Origin of the sequence: Bacillus sp. OK048, assembly GCF_900103525.1 — a bacterium.
GTDB lineage: Bacteria > Bacillota > Bacilli > Bacillales > Cytobacillaceae > Neobacillus.
On the sequence record NZ_FNHN01000001.1, the window covers coordinates 85,647 to 103,887 of the forward strand.

General features: G+C 38.9%; 22 protein-coding genes. 5 read left to right on the forward strand and 17 right to left on the reverse strand.

What is annotated here, in order from left to right; translation table 11 throughout:
* Positions 1 to 85: 85 nt before the first annotated feature.
* Entirely contained in the window at positions 86 to 874 is a 789-nt protein-coding gene (locus BLR86_RS00435; RefSeq protein ID WP_090757693.1) for an SDR family oxidoreductase, read from the reverse strand.
* 193 nt (positions 875 to 1,067) lie between these two features.
* On the opposite strand from BLR86_RS00435, the gene BLR86_RS00440 reads away from it, so the two are divergent.
* Positions 1,068 to 1,499, forward strand: coding sequence for an Hsp20/alpha crystallin family protein (locus BLR86_RS00440; protein ID WP_254782186.1), 432 nt, complete (start codon positions 1,068 to 1,070; stop codon positions 1,497 to 1,499).
* Positions 1,500 to 1,525: 26 nt separating this feature from the next.
* Here BLR86_RS00440 and BLR86_RS00445 read toward each other — a convergent pair whose 3' ends face one another.
* A complete protein-coding gene (locus BLR86_RS00445; protein WP_090757695.1) occupies positions 1,526 to 1,993 on the reverse strand; it encodes a FixH family protein in 468 nt (155 codons plus the stop codon).
* 87 nt (positions 1,994 to 2,080) lie between these two features.
* On the opposite strand from BLR86_RS00445, the gene BLR86_RS00450 reads away from it, so the two are divergent.
* The gene (locus BLR86_RS00450; protein ID WP_090757696.1) at positions 2,081 to 2,323 is read left to right on the forward strand and encodes a DNA alkylation repair protein; all 243 of its coding nucleotides are present in this window, start codon (positions 2,081 to 2,083) and stop codon (positions 2,321 to 2,323) included.
* Positions 2,324 to 2,355: 32 nt separating this feature from the next.
* Here BLR86_RS00450 and BLR86_RS00455 read toward each other — a convergent pair whose 3' ends face one another.
* The 5 genes from BLR86_RS00455 to deoD form a co-directional block, all read right to left on the reverse strand.
* Positions 2,356 to 3,177: a hypothetical protein gene (locus BLR86_RS00455; protein WP_090757697.1), complete on the reverse strand. Its 822-nt coding sequence runs from the start codon at positions 3,175 to 3,177 to the stop codon at positions 2,356 to 2,358.
* Between the two features lie 75 nt (positions 3,178 to 3,252).
* Positions 3,253 to 4,182 carry a CobW family GTP-binding protein gene (locus tag BLR86_RS00460; protein ID WP_090757698.1) on the reverse strand — a complete coding sequence of 310 codons (930 nt, stop codon included), beginning with the start codon at positions 4,180 to 4,182 and terminating at the stop codon, positions 3,253 to 3,255.
* Positions 4,183 to 4,258: 76 nt separating this feature from the next.
* Positions 4,259 to 5,761 carry a lmo1851 family serine protease gene (locus BLR86_RS00465; RefSeq protein ID WP_254782187.1) on the reverse strand — a complete coding sequence of 501 codons (1,503 nt, stop codon included), beginning with the start codon at positions 5,759 to 5,761 and terminating at the stop codon, positions 4,259 to 4,261.
* A 118-nt stretch (positions 5,762 to 5,879) separates the two neighbouring features.
* Positions 5,880 to 6,677, reverse strand: coding sequence for a M15 family metallopeptidase (locus BLR86_RS00470; RefSeq protein ID WP_175492744.1), 798 nt, complete (start codon positions 6,675 to 6,677; stop codon positions 5,880 to 5,882).
* 105 nt (positions 6,678 to 6,782) lie between these two features.
* A complete protein-coding gene (gene deoD, locus BLR86_RS00475) occupies positions 6,783 to 7,487 on the reverse strand; it encodes a purine-nucleoside phosphorylase (protein WP_090757700.1) in 705 nt (234 codons plus the stop codon).
* 97 nt (positions 7,488 to 7,584) lie between these two features.
* On the opposite strand from deoD, the gene BLR86_RS26350 reads away from it, so the two are divergent.
* On the forward strand, positions 7,585 to 7,779 hold the full coding sequence (locus BLR86_RS26350; protein WP_217642356.1) for a hypothetical protein: 195 nt from the start codon (positions 7,585 to 7,587) through the stop codon (positions 7,777 to 7,779).
* 40 nt (positions 7,780 to 7,819) lie between these two features.
* Here BLR86_RS26350 and BLR86_RS00485 read toward each other — a convergent pair whose 3' ends face one another.
* Both BLR86_RS00485 and BLR86_RS00490 read right to left on the reverse strand, forming a co-directional pair.
* A complete protein-coding gene (locus BLR86_RS00485; RefSeq protein ID WP_090757702.1) occupies positions 7,820 to 8,128 on the reverse strand; it encodes a hypothetical protein in 309 nt (102 codons plus the stop codon).
* Between the two features lie 265 nt (positions 8,129 to 8,393).
* A complete protein-coding gene (locus tag BLR86_RS00490; protein ID WP_081954691.1) occupies positions 8,394 to 8,567 on the reverse strand; it encodes a YozD family protein in 174 nt (57 codons plus the stop codon).
* A gap of 176 nt (positions 8,568 to 8,743) precedes the next feature.
* Between BLR86_RS00490 and BLR86_RS25865 the strand changes: the two genes are divergently transcribed.
* Positions 8,744 to 8,911 (forward strand): hypothetical protein, encoded by a 168-nt coding sequence (locus BLR86_RS25865; RefSeq protein WP_175492745.1) that lies wholly within the window; start codon positions 8,744 to 8,746, stop codon positions 8,909 to 8,911.
* A 3-nt stretch (positions 8,912 to 8,914) separates the two neighbouring features.
* On the opposite strand, the gene BLR86_RS00495 is transcribed toward BLR86_RS25865, so the two are convergent.
* Positions 8,915 to 9,622 (reverse strand): hypothetical protein, encoded by a 708-nt coding sequence (locus BLR86_RS00495; protein WP_090757703.1) that lies wholly within the window; start codon positions 9,620 to 9,622, stop codon positions 8,915 to 8,917.
* 129 nt (positions 9,623 to 9,751) lie between these two features.
* The gene (locus BLR86_RS00500) at positions 9,752 to 9,970 is read right to left on the reverse strand and encodes a YozE family protein (RefSeq protein ID WP_254782209.1); all 219 of its coding nucleotides are present in this window, start codon (positions 9,968 to 9,970) and stop codon (positions 9,752 to 9,754) included.
* Positions 9,971 to 10,140: 170 nt separating this feature from the next.
* On the opposite strand from BLR86_RS00500, the gene BLR86_RS00505 reads away from it, so the two are divergent.
* Positions 10,141 to 11,229: an AI-2E family transporter gene (locus BLR86_RS00505; protein WP_090757704.1), complete on the forward strand. Its 1,089-nt coding sequence runs from the start codon at positions 10,141 to 10,143 to the stop codon at positions 11,227 to 11,229.
* Positions 11,230 to 11,274: 45 nt separating this feature from the next.
* Here BLR86_RS00505 and BLR86_RS00510 read toward each other — a convergent pair whose 3' ends face one another.
* The 6 genes from BLR86_RS00510 to BLR86_RS00535 form a co-directional block, all read right to left on the reverse strand.
* Positions 11,275 to 11,556: a YokU family protein gene (locus tag BLR86_RS00510; protein ID WP_090757705.1), complete on the reverse strand. Its 282-nt coding sequence runs from the start codon at positions 11,554 to 11,556 to the stop codon at positions 11,275 to 11,277.
* A gap of 10 nt (positions 11,557 to 11,566) precedes the next feature.
* Positions 11,567 to 12,997, reverse strand: a complete 1,431-nt coding sequence (gene ablA, locus BLR86_RS00515; protein WP_090757706.1) for a lysine 2,3-aminomutase — start codon at positions 12,995 to 12,997, stop codon at positions 11,567 to 11,569.
* A gap of 123 nt (positions 12,998 to 13,120) precedes the next feature.
* Positions 13,121 to 14,506, reverse strand: coding sequence for a sigma-54 interaction domain-containing protein (locus BLR86_RS00520; protein WP_090757707.1), 1,386 nt, complete (start codon positions 14,504 to 14,506; stop codon positions 13,121 to 13,123).
* Positions 14,507 to 14,562: 56 nt separating this feature from the next.
* Positions 14,563 to 15,417, reverse strand: a complete 855-nt coding sequence (ablB, locus tag BLR86_RS00525; RefSeq protein ID WP_090757708.1) for a putative beta-lysine N-acetyltransferase — start codon at positions 15,415 to 15,417, stop codon at positions 14,563 to 14,565.
* Between the two features lie 63 nt (positions 15,418 to 15,480).
* Positions 15,481 to 16,902 carry an aldehyde dehydrogenase family protein gene (locus tag BLR86_RS00530; RefSeq protein WP_090757709.1) on the reverse strand — a complete coding sequence of 474 codons (1,422 nt, stop codon included), beginning with the start codon at positions 16,900 to 16,902 and terminating at the stop codon, positions 15,481 to 15,483.
* Between the two features lie 60 nt (positions 16,903 to 16,962).
* Positions 16,963 to 18,231 (reverse strand): peptidase, encoded by a 1,269-nt coding sequence (locus BLR86_RS00535; RefSeq protein WP_090757710.1) that lies wholly within the window; start codon positions 18,229 to 18,231, stop codon positions 16,963 to 16,965.
* Positions 18,232 to 18,241: the final 10 nt, after the last annotated feature.

An 18,241-nucleotide genomic window follows, 5' to 3' on the forward strand; every position in this document is an offset into this window, starting at 1 on the left:
TTCATAGATGTGCTACATCTATTATCCACAAAAGGAACACAATTCATTCCCGAAAACCGAATCTTTCAAAAATGAAACACTAAGACTAATTATTTTTGGGCACCCAAGTATGAGAATACGCTTTACCGAGAACGTCCATTCCACCAGTTACAGGGATGATACTCCCAGTAATAAAATCAGATTTCTCATCAATAAGGAAGGAAATAACTCTTGAGATATCCTCCCCCGTACCTACTCTTCCTATTGGCACGGTTTCACTTTTGACGGCTTCTTCGATCCCCTTTTCCTTCCAATCAGCAACGATATCTCCTGGGCAAACCATATTCGCGGTAATTCCATTGGCTGCTTCTTCGATCGCAATGGTTCTTGTCAGTGAAGCAAGCCCTGTTTTCGCGGCAGCATATGCAGATCGAAACACCCATCCAGGTGTATGATCCACTTTATCGAAACCCATCGTAATAATTCTCCCCCACTGTTGCTTTCGCATAAGCGGAATAATGGCTCTCGATAAATAAAAAACAGCATTTAAATTTCCATTGATTAAGTAATTCCACTCATCTGAAGAATAATCGGTCAATTTTTTCCTTTCATGGATATACGGTCCCGCATTATGAATAACAACATCAATAGTAGAAAATTTAGAAATGACATTTTCAACGAGGTGGGAACAATCAAGCTGATTGCCTACATCTCCTTGAATACAAATGATTTTATTCCCGTATTTTTCTTCAAGCTCCTTAGATAGAAGAATCGCTTCTTGTTTACTGTTTCGATAGTTAATCGCTAGCTGATAACCATTTTTTGCAAGCTGATAAGCGGTTTTTTTTCCTAAACCAGTAGCTCCCCCAGTAATTAACGCCGTCTTTTTTCTCACAAGCCATTACCCCTCAATTATTTTTTCTTTACTATATGTTTCCTAGGCTTGGACATATTTGCAAATGTAAATGTTTATTTATAACGCATATAACTTTTATGGCATAGTATATGGTATCAATGCCCGCATGAGGGTTAGCAAAAAAGGTGGGAGAATGATGTTCCCGTGGAATTTGTTTCCTTTTAATAAGGATATGAAGAATAAGCTGCAGCATATGAAGCCAGACGAAATCGATCAATTTATTAAAGGCGTAATGGGAAATATAATGTCGAGTCATTCCGGAAGTGCTCCGCTGAATCCTCAAGAGATGGTGAATCAGAATCGTTCCCAAACCTTTCAGCAGTCACCTACACTTCACTCAACCACTTTTGAATCGCATGATTCTGTGTTTGTGAGAATACCGATTAAAGATGAGGCAACGCTAGAGAATCTTCAGATTTATCATACTGCCAATCAGTTGATGATTGAAAATATTCCGGAGAAAGATCAAAAGCATTCGATTACGCTTCCAGCTATGGTAAAAAGGAAGGGGTCATCTGCTAAATATAAAGATGGGATACTTGAAATTAAATTAATAAAATCACATGACATCCAATATTCGCAAATCGATGTTTCTGAAATTTAAAAGACAGCATGCTAGTGCTGTCTTTGTTAATGTCCTTCCATATCCATTTCCATTGAATCTTTTGCATCTTTTGGATCTTCAGGCTCACTCGCATTTCCGACAATGAATTCCTTTTTAGGCATATTATGCATGTCTCGAGCCGTTACGTGTGAAATAATGTAATACGTTCCTTCTTGCTGAAATGTTTTTTCTAACCGATAAACCCCGTCTTTAGCATGTTTAACTTCAATTTTTTCGTGTTTTTCATCTTTGGCGCGCCAAATTTCAAAGGTTACCTTATCAGCATCCTCAACATTCTCGTTCCCCTGAGTAATTTTCGCTTCAAAAATAATCGGTGCATTCACCTGTCCCTTTTCAGGACTTATGGTCAATTCCACATCCACAAACTCTGGTAATTCGTCACTCTTAGCGCCATGGTCCTTGCTATTACTATTGCAGGCACTGATGACCAATACGAAGAAAATCGATAAACTTACATATAGAAACTTTTTCATGTTTATTCCTCCTCAATTGCAATCTTACATACTTTCCAATATTATTGCAAAAAATAGATTTTAACAATACCAAGAAAGGAGTAACTCATGACAACCCCATATAAATGCCCTAATTGCAAAACAAATCGGAGCCGGTTTAATGTTATTCAGCAAGTTTCCCAATCGGTAAAACTTGACCCACAATCTGGTGAAGTGGTTAGAGAATACAGTGAAAATGATTTAGAGCCCTATCATATTCCCTATAATGGTCCTGATTATCGGATTCAATGCGGTGCCTGCGGCTTAATTGAAGATGAAAGGACCTTTATTAAATTTGGCGAACAGACATGAGAAAAACACCTTGCCATCAAGGTGTTTTTTCTTTATTTCAGGTCATTTTCTTTTAAAAACAAATCAGAGTCTATCTTCCAAGCATCCATGGTTGAAAAACGGATTAATTGGATTTTCCCCCGATAGCTTTGACGTCCTCTATCTTTAATAAACCAATCAATTTCAATTGGCACCTCGATACTTATTTCCTGCGTTAAATCTTCAGCAGGTAAAATCGGCATCCGGGTAATTCTAACATTTTCCACTTTTTTTAAAATCGGTTTCCAGTTCTGCTTTTGCACCGAGATTAATGATGAAATAAAGGCATCCTGCTGCTTGAAAGCGGCAATATACGCTTCTACTGTCTCATAGGGTGATGCCATGCTCAAGTATTCCTCTAGCTTTCCAGCAGCCTTAAAAATCATTAGCATGTGGGAAAGGTCCATGGCATTTGTGCGATGAGTGGTACTTCCATAAAAATGGATACAAAAATGCCCAGGAAAATTATTTTTTAATGCACCTCCCCCATGGGGCATACCGTGCATTGAGCCGGCAATCCATTGGTCCTTATTAATTACAACAATCGCCCGGCGTTTCCAGCTCCATTTTCCACTGTAGATTTTTTTCATAATGTTCGTATCTTTAGTGGTTAGAGGCTGTACATCGGCATGATGACTTCCCGCGCGTCTTTGAACTTTAAACCGCATTCCGGTTTCAATGTCCAGAACCGTAAACTTTGAATACTTCGGCAACACATTATTGATTTCTTCCCAAGGCAACATTTCAATTTTGTAACTAATGTTGGTTGCAGCTTGAATTTCGTGGCCAAATAGGAGGAAAAGAATAATCATGTTGAAAACTGCTTTCTTCTTCATCTTATCCCCCTTTATCATGTAAAATAACTACATTAAAAGAGTTACCTGAAGATGAAATGTTCATTCATTTTGTTTTTAATTTTTGAATTCCAGCTCAAGGTTTTTAAGTTTTTCCGCTATCTCTGACCATTTTAACCTTTCGCCAATAAACACTAGATTCAAGGGTAAATTCATCTCTTCCTTCAAATAAAAGGGCATTCCATAAGAGTATTGGAAGAGATAAGGCTTGGGCGAATAATCAAATTTTATATAGCCTTTAACCCGGTAAATGGTCTCCGGCAATTCCTTTAAGAAGTCCTCAAACCCTGAATGGCTAATTGGACCATTGAATTGATAGACAAAAGTAGTTAGATTAAGAGCTTGTTTCGTAAAATCCGGGCTGGTCTGTTTTGCAAATGACAAGGTTAACTTTCTCAATTCGGCGATGGACACCTGGGAATAATTTGTTAGCAAACAGCGAGCCTTAGGATTGATTCCTTGTAGTTCAAAGATGATTTGCGACTGTTCGGATTCTGAAAGCTCCTCCATTTTATTAATGAGAATAAAATCGGCGTGTCTAACCTGCTCAAGCAATAATTGCTGCAGCTGTGGGCTTAGCGCCTTTCTATCCCTCCATCTTAACCCATCCACGGTTGTTACAATTCCTTTGATTGTAAATTGATCAGCAAATAATGGAGACAGGATAGCATCTAGAACTTCAACAGGATGCGCTGCACCAGTGGTTTCAATATAAATAACCTCTGGTTTTTCATTGAGCAATAAACCTTGCAGTTGTGCCTCAAGTTTGTCCTGGAGGGAACAGCAAATACAGCCGCCTAAAAGTTCCTTTAACGCCACATCCTCTTCACGAGCGACTTCAGAATCAATCGAAACCTTTCCTAGCTCATTCATCATCACCGCTGTTTTTCTGCCTGCTACCCGCTCATTTTCGAGTAAACGTTTCAAGAGAGTTGTTTTTCCACTTCCTAAAAATCCAGATAAAATATAAACTTCTGTATTGACCATTTTTTCTACCTCTTTCCTTGCTTCATCACGTGTAAAAAGAAGCCTGAACCACGAGGTTTCAGGCTTCATTCTTATTTTATTTCATTTGTTCGCTTAAAACTTCAATTGCTTTTTGTAGCTGTGTATCATTCGTTTCCATCAACTCTCTAATTTTTTCCATTAATTTAATTGTAGATTCTCCCTTTAACACTCCGTCAGCAGGTAGATTATTGGCTGTTTGGAAACTACTAACCACTTCTTGTGTTTTTTCATCAAAGAATCCATCTACACGACCCGGGTCATACCCAATGGCTTTTAACATTTTCTGTGCTATTTCAACCTCGGTGGATGAGCTTGAGATCTTTAGTTCTTTATCTGGATTAATCATCGGTAATGTTGCATAGTCAGGAAGCGGTACTTCAAAATCTGGCTTAATTCCTTTTTTATGAATCCAATTTCCATTTGGTGTCAGCCATTTAGCTGTTGTAAATTTAATATTTGATTTATCCGGGAAATCCTTGGCAGTTTGGACTGTACCTTTACCAAAGGAAGTCTCACCTACAAGCTTAACTCCTGCAGATTCACTTACTGCGCCAGCAAGAATTTCCGAAGCACTTGCACTACCTTTATCAATTAACACGACCAATGGGAAATCGGGATTACCATCATTTAGTGAAGGATATTCCTTTGTTTTTCCATTCCTGTCTTCTACTTTTAAAATCAGTTTCCCTTTTGGAACAAACAAACTGGAAATACTAATGGCCTCATCTAGTAAACCACCTGGATTATGGCGTAAATCCAATACTAACCCTTTCATTCCCTGTTTCTGAAGTTCATTTAACTTTTCTGTAAGTTCCTTTGGTGTATTCTTAGAGAAACTTGTAATTTGGACCTTAGCGATACCCTCGCCAGCCATCTCTCCATAAACCGTTTCAATCGGAATATTATCACGGATAATTGGGACTACAACTGGAGCATCCGTTCCAGATCGGTGGATGGTCAATTCTACCTTTGTTCCTTTTTTACCGCGAATAATGGCTACTGCTTCCGTTGAGGTCATTCCCTGGAGACTTTTTCCATCTACCATCGCAATGATATCATTCGGTTTCAAGCCAGCTTTTTCAGCAGGTGAGCCTTTAATGGGAGAAACAATCATAATATGTCCGTCTTTTTCTTGAATTTCAGCGCCAATTCCTTGGAAAGATGAATCAATGGAGCTATGGAATTGTGCTGCTTCTTCTAGACTCATATAATCTGTATATGGATCATCAAGGGCTTTTACCATGCCGTCAATAGCCCCATTGATAAGTTTTTTCTGATCAAGCTCCTCAAAATATTCATTTTTAAGCGTATCATAGGCAGTATAAAGTTTATCAAATTCTTTCCTATCAGTACCCACGGTAATGACTTTTTCATCACCAAATGATAGGGCAAACCCTGTTATTCCTGTAGAGAGTAATACAAGGAAAAACAAAATCAAAATAAAATGAAACTTCTTAATTTGTATATACCCAGATTTTTTATCCGTTTCATGTTCTTGTTCAAGCTGTTCTTGTTCAACATTTTGTTCATCCATAGCCTTCATCTTCACCACTTTCATTGTTCAAAAAATAATATGTAAAATATGCCCTTAGTGATTAGAATAACATCTTTTCTAATAAATTAACAATAAAATAAAAGCGGCACATCCATTGGCAGGCGTGCCGGTAACTAACGATTTACATTTTCTTTACTTCGTTAAAATATTCTTCAAGTGTCCAGTTATGCTCGTACATGATTGTTGCAGCTTTTACTCCCACATAACGGAAATGCCAAGGCTCGTACATATAATCGGTAATGTCTATTTTCTCTTTTGGATATCGTAGAATAAAGCCAAAGCGATGGGCGTTTTTTTTAAGCCATATACCTTCTGCTGTATTCTCAAAAGCTTCATTTAAATAAAATTTATTCGATCGACTTGATATATCCATCGCTAATCCGGATTGATGCTCACTCGCACCTGGAATCGCAACAGCTTGCTCAGCTTCTTCTTGTCCTACTCGTTGAATTTCGGCATCAAATAAAGACTTTTGTCGACTAAAAGAGCGGTAACCCGAGATAGCATAAAGTTCAATTCCGTTAGCAGCACCTTCAGAGAACATTTTCTCTAGCGCATCAGCTGCTTCCTTTCTCAATAAACTCTTTTCAACATCCACTTCACCAAAGGAGAAGTCAACATTTGGTCGAACAAGGTCCTTGGGAATATATTCTTCCGGCAAAAAAAACTCTTTGTTTACCAACGCGAGTATATTAGCAGAATTTTGGATCACATTTTTACCATCTACTTCTTTGATATCATTAAAAAAAATGGATTCTAAACTAAGTGGGTCGTTTATAGGGGTTTTATTTCCCCCGATCTGTTGATTCTTTTTACTAGAATCATCGAATGGTAACTTATTTATTAGTGAATTTATTTGACTGCAACCACTAACTAATATGGTCATTGAACCAATCAATACTAAATTTTTCCAAACCATTATTCTCACCTATCTATCCTTCCTCTTCCTTTTTGCACTATATCTATTTTTCCCAAAAACGTCAAATAGAAAACCTCTTTCACATAGGAAAGAGGTTCATCCAAATTATTCTTTTATTGCTGCGTCCAACGCCACTTCAATCATATCGTTAAACGTTATTTGTCTTTCTTCAGCAGTTGTTTCTTCACCTGTTAAAATATGATCACTAACTGTCAAAACGGATAGTGCCCGGCGGTTAAATTTAGCTGCTAGTGTATATAAAGCGGTAGTCTCCATTTCGATGGCAAGAATCTGATACTTTGCCCATTTTTCTAGTTCAGCATTGTCATTATAAAAGGAGTCGGCTGTAAAGATGTTCCCAACCTTTAAATTTAGACCCTTTTCAATGCCAGCGTCATAGGCTTTTTTTAGTAAATCAAAGTTAGCACATGGAGCAAAATCAACCCCGCCAAAGGTTTGACGATTCATGTTGGAATCTGTTGAACTTGTCATAGCTAAAATAACATCGCGAACTTTTACATCCTTTTGAATAGCTCCACATGTGCCGACACGAATTAAATTTTGAACATTATAGCTGTTCATTAATTCATTCACATAAATCGAGATAGATGGAACACCCATTCCAGTTCCTTGGACGGATATTCTCTTGCCTTTATAGGTACCTGTAAAACCTAACATATTTCTTACTTCGTTATAACATTTTGCATCTTCTAAAAAAGTTTCTGCAATATATTTAGCCCTAAGTGGATCCCCAGGTAGTAATACCGTTTCTGCAATATCATTTTCCTTTGCACCAATATGTACGCTCATCTAAAATCCTCCAATCAATTAAAGTGAAGTTATGTACTCCACACTAGTCAATATATCACAATCGTTTTCGATTGAAAAACCTTTCAGCGAAAAGGTCATGAATTTATTAATTTGTGGGAAGCTATTTTTAGATTATCCAAAGGAGGTTCAAAAAATTATGGGAAAAAAGCATCGTGCCCAAACCAATCGGCCAAAGAAAAATAATCATGTTCCCCCGGAAGCAATCGAAGCCGAACAGGCTGCACATGATAAAGAGTTTAGTGCTGTTGGAGGAAGGAAAAAAAGGGGCTAATACCACAAAAAACCTAAGGATTTGCTCCTTAGGTTTTCCTTTATCTAATTTGAATTCGATTAATAGGCTGCCAGCCACCAGGCTTTAATTGATAATAATGCTGGCCGCCGCGACCCTCATCAATTAAAATAATATCCCCTGTAGAAAGAAATCTTCCCTGATAATTCACTGGTATTCGATCGGTCACATTAAAAAGGCTAAATGTATTCGCTAAACAACTTTCATGGCTCCCAGCATCAATAAAAGTACGATAAACGGGTTTGTATCCTTTGTATTCTCTGTACTTTGGAGTTTGAAAGATTGTCACATCATATTGAATACTACCTCGCTTGGTTATCGCTTTGATCATCTTATCCCCTCCAATCATTAAAATAAGTTATTACTTTAATAATTAGAGATGAACATTGTAGAATCCTTCTTAAAAAAACAGGTTTTTTTGTCGAATTTTAGGATAATCTTTGAATGACACTATCAATTTGCTGTTGTAAAGTAGGATTATTTGCAATCCACGGAAAATATCAAAAAAATTTTCACAACAAAAAGCGAGCAGAATCACATGCTCGTCTTTCGTTACTTCCTATTTTAAAGATGAAATAAGCATTGGGATATTTTACCTATTCATCTTCTACTTCTTCGTCGATAATACTTTTCTCGATGAGATACTCGAAGGTAATGTCAGCTATTTCTTCTAGCTCTTCTTCCGTAGGAACGTATCCTCTTTTTACCAGCTCATGAAAGAAAAATTCAGCAATCTCTTCCGTATCAATAAATACTTCAATTTCTCTCACAGCATCGCCCCCTTTTTACAGAATGTATGATGCATTCTGCTCATTCATGCTATTTACTTCTAGAAGAATCGGTAAATATTCTACAGGTTAAACATAGTGAGCAAAATAAAAGAGAAAATATGTCTTTTTTTCAATGGACAAGCATAGGATGAAGTAAAAGAACGAGAGGTGATCGTATGTCAAGTCTACAAGCGAAATTTGAAGCCCTATTAGATGACGTAAATCAAGAGGATGGGGTAATCATCACTACAATTGAGAAGATTACGGACAGCCTGTTCTTGCTAATTAAATGGGGCGGGATTCCTTTTGTGACTTATTTATTATGGACAGTATCCAGGTGGTAGTAGCTAGACATGGCTTTTACCATCTTCATTGACCACACTTTTCAATTTCCTTAGAATGACACGCATCACTTGAAAATACTCCTGATCGTGGAACATGGTGAATAATATTTTGTAATCATTATAGATATCGAGTAAATTATCGATTAGTTGTTTCTTTTCCTTTTTCCGTTCGATTGCGTCTAGTTCTGCTTTTCTAACCAGGTTCTGTGTTTTCGAAACAGCGACCTGCTGTTTTTCTTCGTTATTAACTAAGTAAAGAAGTCCCAACTTTTGGATAAACGTGTCCGCACTCTCTGCATCAGCTACGAGTGTCATTTCCTCTTCGCCCGCTTCCAGCCATTCCCCATCACTAATCCTTGAAAGTTCATAGATAACATCTTCCCACGCATCTTCTTTATAGCGCCAAATTTCAGTTCGAAACCCGACAATCTTAAACAAATCTGCGCCATATCCAGCGACCTGAACTAAGTCTCCGAAAAAGTATTTGTATTCGATATCTATATGTTCTTGCTCCACGACTTCCCCTTCATATTCAGAAAGGAGTTGAAGTCCTGATTCTACAAAAAGACCATCACTTTTATTCACTTCATATACATAATTTCCATCTAGAAGCTTAACATCTGTTATCTTACCTACTGTACCATACATCGTAATCACGACCGTATCACCGACTTTATACTTCGGTATATTCCTTCTATTCATATCCTCCATCCTCTCAATGATGAGTCGTGAAATTTGATTACAATAGTATATGCACTGATTTATGTATCGCTCACATTGACGGAAAAGAAAAATCGCCTTTTTTGCTTAAGGCGATTTAATGAATTTATTAAATTTCAATTAACTTTCTGAAAGCAGATATAGCTCCCAGGCTTCATCAAAAATAGTCATCGACTCTAAATAATGACCATTAAATTCTAGATAGGTACTGATTTCATGGTAATTTTCGGATGTTTTTGGGAAGCTATGGTCTAAAAAGGCATCATTCGCGAACACACTAATAGCATCCTTGGGTTCCGGATGCCTGTACTTCAGTAAGAAGTGATAAAATGATTTAATCATACTCAGCGCCGTTCCTTCCATTGTAGGGATTTTCTATTTGTACTATAACGGATGTATGATTCTACGTCTATAGGCTTACTTGAAAACCGTACGTAAGAATGATTGGTATAAATTACATAAAATTGATATAATTTTACCAAATATATTTAGAAATAGAGGTACATACATTGTCAAAGAAAAAATTTCAATACTGGTTAATACAGATTCTATTAATCTTTACCATCATTTGGGTCTCAACGAAAATTTCATTTTTATTTGAGCCCATCGGAATCTTTTTTTCAACGATCTTTTTCCCGATTTTGATTACTGGGTTTTTGTATTTTTTACTTAACCCTGTTGTTGATTTTCTTCAACGACGTAAGGTACCTAGGCTCTTATCGATTATCATTATTTATGTCGTGTTTATAGCACTATGTGTATTTGCGATTGGAAATTTAGTCCCTGCGATTACGAAACAATTTTCGGCACTCGCAAACGAACTACCAGTTTACGCGGATAAAACGATGAAATTCTTCGATTCGATTGCCAAATCCTCGGAATTTAAATGGATTATGGACGAACAAAAAGATATTCTTGAGAATGTACAAAAAAGACTGATTGAATTTGCTAATACTTTGCCAAACACGATTACTGGTGGGATAACCAATATTCTTGGTGTAGTCACCAATATTGCCATTGTACTCGTTACCGTTCCATTTTTATTATTTTATATGTTTAAAGATGGACACAGATTTCCTACGTCGCTTTCTAAATTTTTCCCATCGGCATATAGGGAGGAAGGTCTTTCGATTTTAAAAGAAACCGGTGATACTCTTTCTTCCTACATTCAGGGCCAAGTGATTGTTGCCTTAGCGGTAGGAACACTGGCGTTTATCGGTTATCTAATCATTGATTTACCCTTTGCACTCGTCATGGCCTTAGTCGTTGCTTTTACCAACATTATTCCTTATGTTGGTCCTATCATTGGGGGAGCACCTGCCGTCATCGTTGCTTTATTCGATTCCCCTACAAAAGCATTGTTAGTAGTGGTTGTGATCCTCATTGCCCAGCAGGTCGAAGGAAATGTATTATCACCACTGATTCTTGGAAAAAGCTTGGACACACATCCTGCGACGATTATCATTATTTTGCTCGCTGCTGGTAATTTAGCTGGCGTTCTTGGAATGGTGTTAGCCATCCCATTTTACGCCGTAATGAAAACGATTGTCTTAAACCTAGTTAAATTTCTCCGGGCAAGAAATAATGCTGCGACTTAATAAAAGAACCCCCTATCAGCTTGAATGCGATAGGGGGGTTCCTTTTTAAGATGTAAAATCAAAATAGTTTCTTTTCAACAGCCTTGGCATTGCCATTAATTCTTTATAGCTGAGACTTTTCCCAATTTTCTTCGTATCTACTAAAAATAACTGATCTTCAATTTCTTTTGTGATTTCATCTGTCTGATATACCATCTTACATGTATCGCAAACCACTGCAGGGGTTTCTGTAATCTGAATCGCTCTTGTACCATCAGGGAGCTCCCAATAGACACTATTTTCGCCATTTTCACCCGGATTGCCGCACCATTCACAAATTATCCCCATATTCATCCCTCTATTCATTGGTTGCTGAATTTGCATCTGAATCATTTTTACTAGTGGACGGTTTGTTCTGTTGTGCCTGGAATTTCTTCTCCTTCAACTCGTCGCGCTTGGTTCGTTTATCTTTAAGTGAGGCATGATTGGGGTCCTGAATATATTCTTTCCGGCGATTTAATCTGGTTAAGCCCTCAGGAACTAGATTGAAATGCTGATCATTCATAATTCCAGCAATGCCAATACTGGAGCGTTTTTCCTCCATATCTGGATAAACCTCTTTAAAGTACCCCTCTGCAGTTCCAGCTTGATAATTCTCTGGTTCTGGATAAGAAGTAATCACTCCTTCAAAATTACGAAGAACAACTTTTTCTGGACTTTGTGAAAGTAAGTAATTCGGCTGAAGCGCGATTTTCCCTCCGCCGCCCGGGCCATCTAACACAAAAGTTGGTACAGCATATCCACTGGTGTGACCACGCAATCCCTCAATGATTTCCAGCCCTTTCGAGACAGGTGCCCGGAAATGACCAATCCCTTCAGAAAGATCACATTGGTAGATGTAGTAAGGACGAACACGGATTTTCACGAGATCGTGCATAAGCTTTTTCATAATCGGCACACTGTCGTTGATACCGGCAAGGATGACCGATTGATTTCCGACTGGCACCCCTGAATTGGCCAGCATTTCACAAGCCTTTTTTGATTCTGAGGTAATTTCAATTGATGTATTAAAATGAGTATTTAACCAAATCGGATGATATTTTTTTAATATATTACAGAGGTTTTCGGTAATTCGCTGCGGAAATACAACAGGTGCCCTTGTTCCGATTCGAATAATTTCGACATGGTCGATTTCACGAAGGTTTTTTAAAATATACTCAAGGATGTTATCATTGATGAGCAAACCATCACCGCCAGATAGTAACACATCACGAACCTGTGGCGTTTGACGAATATATCCTATTGCGGCGTCAAGCTGTTTTTTGGGTACACCCATACCAATTTGGCCAGAAAACCGTCTCCTTGTACAGTACCGGCAATACATCGAACATTGATTGGTAACGAGAAACAGAACCCGGTCTGGATAACGGTGCGTTAAGCCCGGAACGGGTGAATCTTCATCTTCATATAACGGATCTTCAAGATCATATTTTGTTTTATGAATTTCTTTAGAAATCGGGACAGACTGCATCCTAATCGGGCACCGTGGGTCATCAGGGTTCATGAGCGAAGCATAATAAGGTGTTATATTTAAGGGAATGGTTTTTGTAGAGATTCGAACCCCTTCTTCTTCGTCTGGAGTTAAATTGATTACCTTTTTTAAATCCTCTAATGTACGAATTGTATTCGTTAACTGCCAGAGCCAATCATTCCACTGCTCTTCAGTTACATCTTTCCATAGCTCTATATCTTTCCAATGCCTACTCGGCTTATATAATGTTTGTTTCATGTAAAATTCCTCCTTACCCCGCTATACATAGATAATATGCAAGAATTATGCCAATGCGCTTATTACCGAGTAAGGTTATACTTTTACTATGATGGCAAAAAAAAAACGCCGATATTTCGGCAGCTATTCCTTGCTTCTTTTCAATTTATATTGCAGGGTTTGTCTGGGAATCTCCAATAGCTTGGCCGCTTGATTGATATTTCCCTTTGACAAACACAGGGCATGGTCAATCAATTTACCCTCGAGTTCCTCGACATTTTTTCTTAACGAAAAATTCCTCTCAACCTTTTCATGGCTAACCGCCTGCTGTCTCATCATAATTGGCAAGTCATTCATTTGCAGGACATCCTCTTCACATACATTCATCATATACTCAATCGTATGTTTAAGTTCCCGGACATTTCCGGGCCATGGATGGCTGATAAAAAAACTTTCTACATTCAAGTCAATCCCTTTTATATTTTTTTGCAATTTCTTATTAAAAAATTGAATAAAATAATCCTTCAAAAATAGGATATCCTCTTTTCGTTCCCGAATCGGAAGCAGTGAAAAGGTAAACACATTTAGACGATAATATAAGTCTGAGCGAAGCTTTTGATTTTCAACTGCAACATTTGGATGGATATTCATCGCCGCGATCACGCGAACATCCACAGAAGTGTTTTGCGCGCTCCCCACTCTTCGCACCAACCCATCTTCTAAAACTCGTAAAAGTTTAGCCTGCAGCTCAATCGGCATCGTATGAAGTTCATCGAGAAACAATGTACCGCCATCTGCCAGCTCGAATAAACCCTTTCTCTCAACAGCACCCGTATAACTGCCTTTTGCCGTGCCAAAAAGGATACTTTCAAGCAGTGTTTCTGGGATAGCTGCACAGTTTTGGGCAATAAACGGACCATTCGTTCGATGGGAGGCATGATGAATTCCTTGCACAAACAATTCCTTGCCAGTCCCGCTTTCTCCGTAGACAAGAATCGGGGAATCTGATTTTGCCAGCTTACCAGCCTCGTCCTTCATGCTGATGAAAATGGGGTTAATACTTTTTAGATCCTGGAGTGTGTAGGTAACATTTTTTGACGCCTTTTTCTTGTTACTTTTACTCACATTCTTTTGTAAATCTAATAGGCTTTCAGCTAATTGCTTCATCCGAGAATAATCTTTGGCAATCTCAACCGCACCAATAATCTCTTTATCTACAAAAATCGGAAGTGTTGTATTAATAGTATCAATTCGTGTTCCATGGATATTTACATAAACTTGCATCTGATTATAAATCGGCTTGCCTGTTTTGATCACGCGAATTAATGTGCTTGAATCTTCTGATAAGGAGGGAAAGGCATCCAGGATGTATTTACCTTGTACTTCCTTTACATCCATGCCGTCATGCCTTGCTGCCACTTCATTATAAAAAATCGTTTTTCCTTCTGTATTGACTACATGAATTCCCTCATCAATGGTTTTCAATATAGCTGAAAGAACTTCTTGTGTGAGCGCAGTTAATTGGACCATTTCTTTGTCCACCTCTCTTCCAATATGCCGGAAATTCGGCACTTCAAGCCGAAATATTAGCAGTTTGCCAGATTCTTTACCCACATATTCATATTCTCAAGTTTGTCATAGATATAACAATTATTCATTAATCGGCCGCGATAGTGATAGCCAAGCTGGTACAACACCGCATTCATTCCAAAAGATAAACTCCTGGCTATGGAGTAAGAACAATAAATACCTTGCCTTTTCAGTTCCCCCTCGAGCTCACGGAGGATGATTTTCATCAGCCCATATTTCCTGTGTTCCTTTAATGTAGCACAATCGGTTAATTCTGCATTTTTATAAAAATTATTTACTTCTGCTGAAGCGGCACTTACGATTTTTCCTTGATAAAAGAACACGTAATAAATCGTCCCCTCTTGCATCGTCTTTTTTACATATTCTAGGTCATGTAAAGGTGTAGGATAAATTTGAAACACTAGACGGTATAGTTCTGCAAGCTCTTCTGCACATGTTTCATCTGCTTTCTTTAATTCATACTCCTTTGGGGGTAACGGTTTGTCGCTCGCTGTAGCTAATTGATAGATACTTTGAATCATACCGTCCTCGGTAATCCAGTGGTCATTCTTCTTACGCTCCACTGTATAAAACTTTGAAAAAAAATGAGCGTCAGAACCGAGAAAATAGCGGTCTACAACCGCTTCAGGCTGCAGTCCTCTTTCATATAAAGGTAGTGTATCCTCTACCCGAGCTTTCATGATTAATTTTTCTGCCTGATGCTGGCGAGCAAGCTGTTCTGCTTTTTCCAGAACTAAATTCGTATTGCCTCGGTAATCATCCACGCGAATTCTTTTATTAAAAGGGTCAAGATACACTTCTAGATTGAAATTACTTTCTTCTATATAGATGGTTGAGGCAGTTTGGTTCATCTGTTACAGTCTCCTTCCCTCCTGAAAAAATGCCTGACTGGAAAACAGCCAGACATTTTTAAGCTACTCTGTTTTAAAGCTAATTAGCTTTAGTTCAGTCATTTCTTCAACCGCATATTTAATGCCTTCTCGACCCATGCCGCTCATTTTCACTCCGCCGTATGGCATTTGATCCACACGGAAAGTCGGGATTTCATTAATCATGACACCGCCAACCTGAAGTTTTCTGGCTGCTTGCAGTGCTTTATGAATATCATTCGTAAAGATCCCGGCTTGGAGACCATATTTAGAATCATTCACTTGGTCGATTGCTTCACTAAAATCTCGGAACGTATTAATATGAACAACGGGAGCAAACACCTCTTCACAGCTGACCTTTTCACTTGAAGGCACATTTACTAATATCGTTGGCTTGAAAATACCTTCTTCAGAGCCGCCGCCTAACTTCAATTGTGCACCATTGTTCACGGCTTCCTCTACCCATTCCTGCGTTCGCTGCACGTCACCACGGGTAATCATTGCTGAAATATCCGTCTCCTCCTCAAGAGGGTTACCTGTTTTTAATTTTTGCGTTTCGCTGACAAATTGATCAACAAAAGAGTCAAAAATATTTTCATGAACAAAAATTCGTTGAATCGAAATACAAACCTGTCCCTGGTAGGCAAAAGCTCCGGTTACAATTCGAGGGATCACTTGATGGATGAGGACGCCATCGTCGACAATTAATGCTGAATTGGATCCTAATTCCAGAGTCACCCGCTTTAATCCAGAGTTTTCACGAATATAGCGCCCCACTTCTGGACTTCCCGTAAAGGTAATCATTTTTATCCGGTCATCCTTTACTAAAACATCGCCAATTTTACTGCCGCTTCCGGTGACAACATTCAGTGCACCAGCCGGTAAGCCTGCACGGTGGAAGTATTCTGCAATCTTATAAGCGGACAACGGAGTTTGACTGGCTGGTTTTAGGACGACACTATTTCCGGCTGCGATTGCCGGACCGACTTTATGGGCAACTAGATTCATAGGGAAATTGAATGGTGTAATCGCAGCAATTACACCCAATGGTTCTCTTACCGTAAACGCAAGCCTGCCCTGACCTCCAGGGGCCCCGTCCATCGGGACCGTTTCACCGTGAATTCTTCTCGCTTCATGGGAGGCAAAGGTATAGGTCATAATCGTTCGGTCCACTTCTGCTCTCGCTGCTTTAAGTGGTTTTGCAGCCTCCATCGCGATTAATCTCGCACATTCTTCCCGATCATCCTTTAGAAATTGGGCAACTTTTTCGAGGATTTCCGCTCGTTCAAACGAAGGCAAGTCTGCCATTCCTACTTGAGCCTGTTGTGCTGCATGGATGGCTGAAAGGACATCCTCACTTGTAGCCATACCAATTTCCGCAAGAACCTCTAAATTAAACGGATTTTTAAGTTTCATATAGGAAGAAGCATTTCGATACTCGCCGCCTATCCATAAATCTTTTTTCATCCTCTACCCTCCAAAATGATAGTACTACTCTAAATTATACCAAATTTATCCACGGTGGGACTATTCACTAACCTCACACCACTTCAGTAAGGTTAATGCAATGATCTTGCTGGCTGCAAACAAATCCTCCAGATGAATATGTTCATCGGCATCATGTGCTGTTGCTGTAATACCCGGCCCAAAAACCACGACAGGTGTATTTCCGACATTTGAAAGAATACCGCCATCGGTTCCCCACGGACTCGCTTCAATGACCGGTGCTTCTCCCTTTATTTCTTTAAAACTATCAGAAAGTGTCTTCATCAATGGATGATCCACTTCAAGGTTGCCTGGAAGCCATCTTCCCCCAAACCATTCAATCTCAAGGGGATTATTTTGAAACCACTTATCTCGTACATTTAGTTCATTCAGAACCGCTGCCATTTCCGCTTGCGCAGCTAAAATCGTTTCTTCTGGAGAAACACCCATTCTTCCTTCGATCACGGCCAAATCGGGAACGGAAGACGGCCATTCACCACTGTTTATTTTTCCAATATTAATCGGGATTGGAATGGGGATTTTTTCAAATAATGGATCAGTGATCTTTATATTCCGATTTTCCTCTAATTGCTGTAGCTTTTGTATGACCGTGATCGCTTTCTCGATAGCACTTACTCCTTCATATCGTGTACCACCATGCGCCGCCCTGCCCTTGACACGAATTCTAAACCACATTGAACCTTGTTGCTTCGGAAAAATTTTCATACCAGTAGGTTCAGGGATAATCGCCCCTTCTGCACGATAGCCTCGTAAAACCGCCGCAAGTGTACCGGCACCGCCGCTTTCCTCTTCAATGACACTTTGAAAAATAACATCACCCTTAAGCTTAATGCCCGTCGCTATTATTGCTTCAATTGCCATAATTAGTGCAGCCGTTCCACCCTTCATATCGGTGCTACCGCGTCCAAATAACTTTCCACACTCAATATGCCCGCTAAAAGGGTCATGTGTCCAATTCTTCTCATCACCGACAGGTACTACATCGATATGGCCATTGAGGATGATAGATTTTCCGCCGCCAGTTCCTTTTAACACTGCGACAACATTTGGATTCCCATCAAAGCTATCTCGATCACAACAGAATGCCTCATGATTCTTGATTTCATCCTGATCGATTTCCCAAATATCGAGGTTTAATCCTAACTGCCGGCATTTTTCGATAATAACAGCCTGTGCACTACTCTCGTTCCCTCTTATACTATTTTCTTGAACAAGTATTTGTAAAAATCTAGTTCCTCTAGCACGATTGTCCTTCAGCCATTGTTTGATCAAATCTTCATGATTACTCAATATTTTCACT

What these genes read in the sequence shown, in the direction of transcription:
- BLR86_RS00440 (WP_254782186.1), top strand. Translation starts at nt 1,068, where the DNA reads ATGAAGAATAAGCTGCAGCATATGAAGCCAGACGAAATCGATCAATTT.
- BLR86_RS00445 (WP_090757695.1), bottom strand. Translation starts at nt 1,993, where the DNA reads ATGAAAAAGTTTCTATATGTAAGTTTATCGATTTTCTTCGTATTGGTC.
- BLR86_RS00450 (WP_090757696.1), top strand. Translation starts at nt 2,081, where the DNA reads ATGACAACCCCATATAAATGCCCTAATTGCAAAACAAATCGGAGCCGG.
- BLR86_RS00455 (WP_090757697.1), bottom strand. Translation starts at nt 3,177, where the DNA reads ATGAAGAAGAAAGCAGTTTTCAACATGATTATTCTTTTCCTCCTATTT.
- BLR86_RS00460 (WP_090757698.1), bottom strand. Translation starts at nt 4,182, where the DNA reads ATGGTCAATACAGAAGTTTATATTTTATCTGGATTTTTAGGAAGTGGA.
- BLR86_RS00465 (WP_254782187.1), bottom strand. Translation starts at nt 5,761, where the DNA reads ATGAAAGTGGTGAAGATGAAGGCTATGGATGAACAAAATGTTGAACAA.
- BLR86_RS00470 (WP_175492744.1), bottom strand. Translation starts at nt 6,677, where the DNA reads ATGGTTTGGAAAAATTTAGTATTGATTGGTTCAATGACCATATTAGTT.
- deoD (WP_090757700.1), bottom strand. Translation starts at nt 7,487, where the DNA reads ATGAGCGTACATATTGGTGCAAAGGAAAATGATATTGCAGAAACGGTA.
- BLR86_RS26350 (WP_217642356.1), top strand. Translation starts at nt 7,585, where the DNA reads ATGAATTTATTAATTTGTGGGAAGCTATTTTTAGATTATCCAAAGGAG.
- BLR86_RS00485 (WP_090757702.1), bottom strand. Translation starts at nt 8,128, where the DNA reads ATGATCAAAGCGATAACCAAGCGAGGTAGTATTCAATATGATGTGACA.
- BLR86_RS25865 (WP_175492745.1), top strand. Translation starts at nt 8,744, where the DNA reads ATGTCAAGTCTACAAGCGAAATTTGAAGCCCTATTAGATGACGTAAAT.
- BLR86_RS00495 (WP_090757703.1), bottom strand. Translation starts at nt 9,622, where the DNA reads ATGGAGGATATGAATAGAAGGAATATACCGAAGTATAAAGTCGGTGAT.
- BLR86_RS00510 (WP_090757705.1), bottom strand. Translation starts at nt 11,556, where the DNA reads ATGGGGATAATTTGTGAATGGTGCGGCAATCCGGGTGAAAATGGCGAA.
- ablA (WP_090757706.1), bottom strand. Translation starts at nt 12,997, where the DNA reads ATGAAACAAACATTATATAAGCCGAGTAGGCATTGGAAAGATATAGAG.
- BLR86_RS00520 (WP_090757707.1), bottom strand. Translation starts at nt 14,506, where the DNA reads ATGGTCCAATTAACTGCGCTCACACAAGAAGTTCTTTCAGCTATATTG.
- ablB (WP_090757708.1), bottom strand. Translation starts at nt 15,417, where the DNA reads ATGAACCAAACTGCCTCAACCATCTATATAGAAGAAAGTAATTTCAAT.
- BLR86_RS00530 (WP_090757709.1), bottom strand. Translation starts at nt 16,902, where the DNA reads ATGAAAAAAGATTTATGGATAGGCGGCGAGTATCGAAATGCTTCTTCC.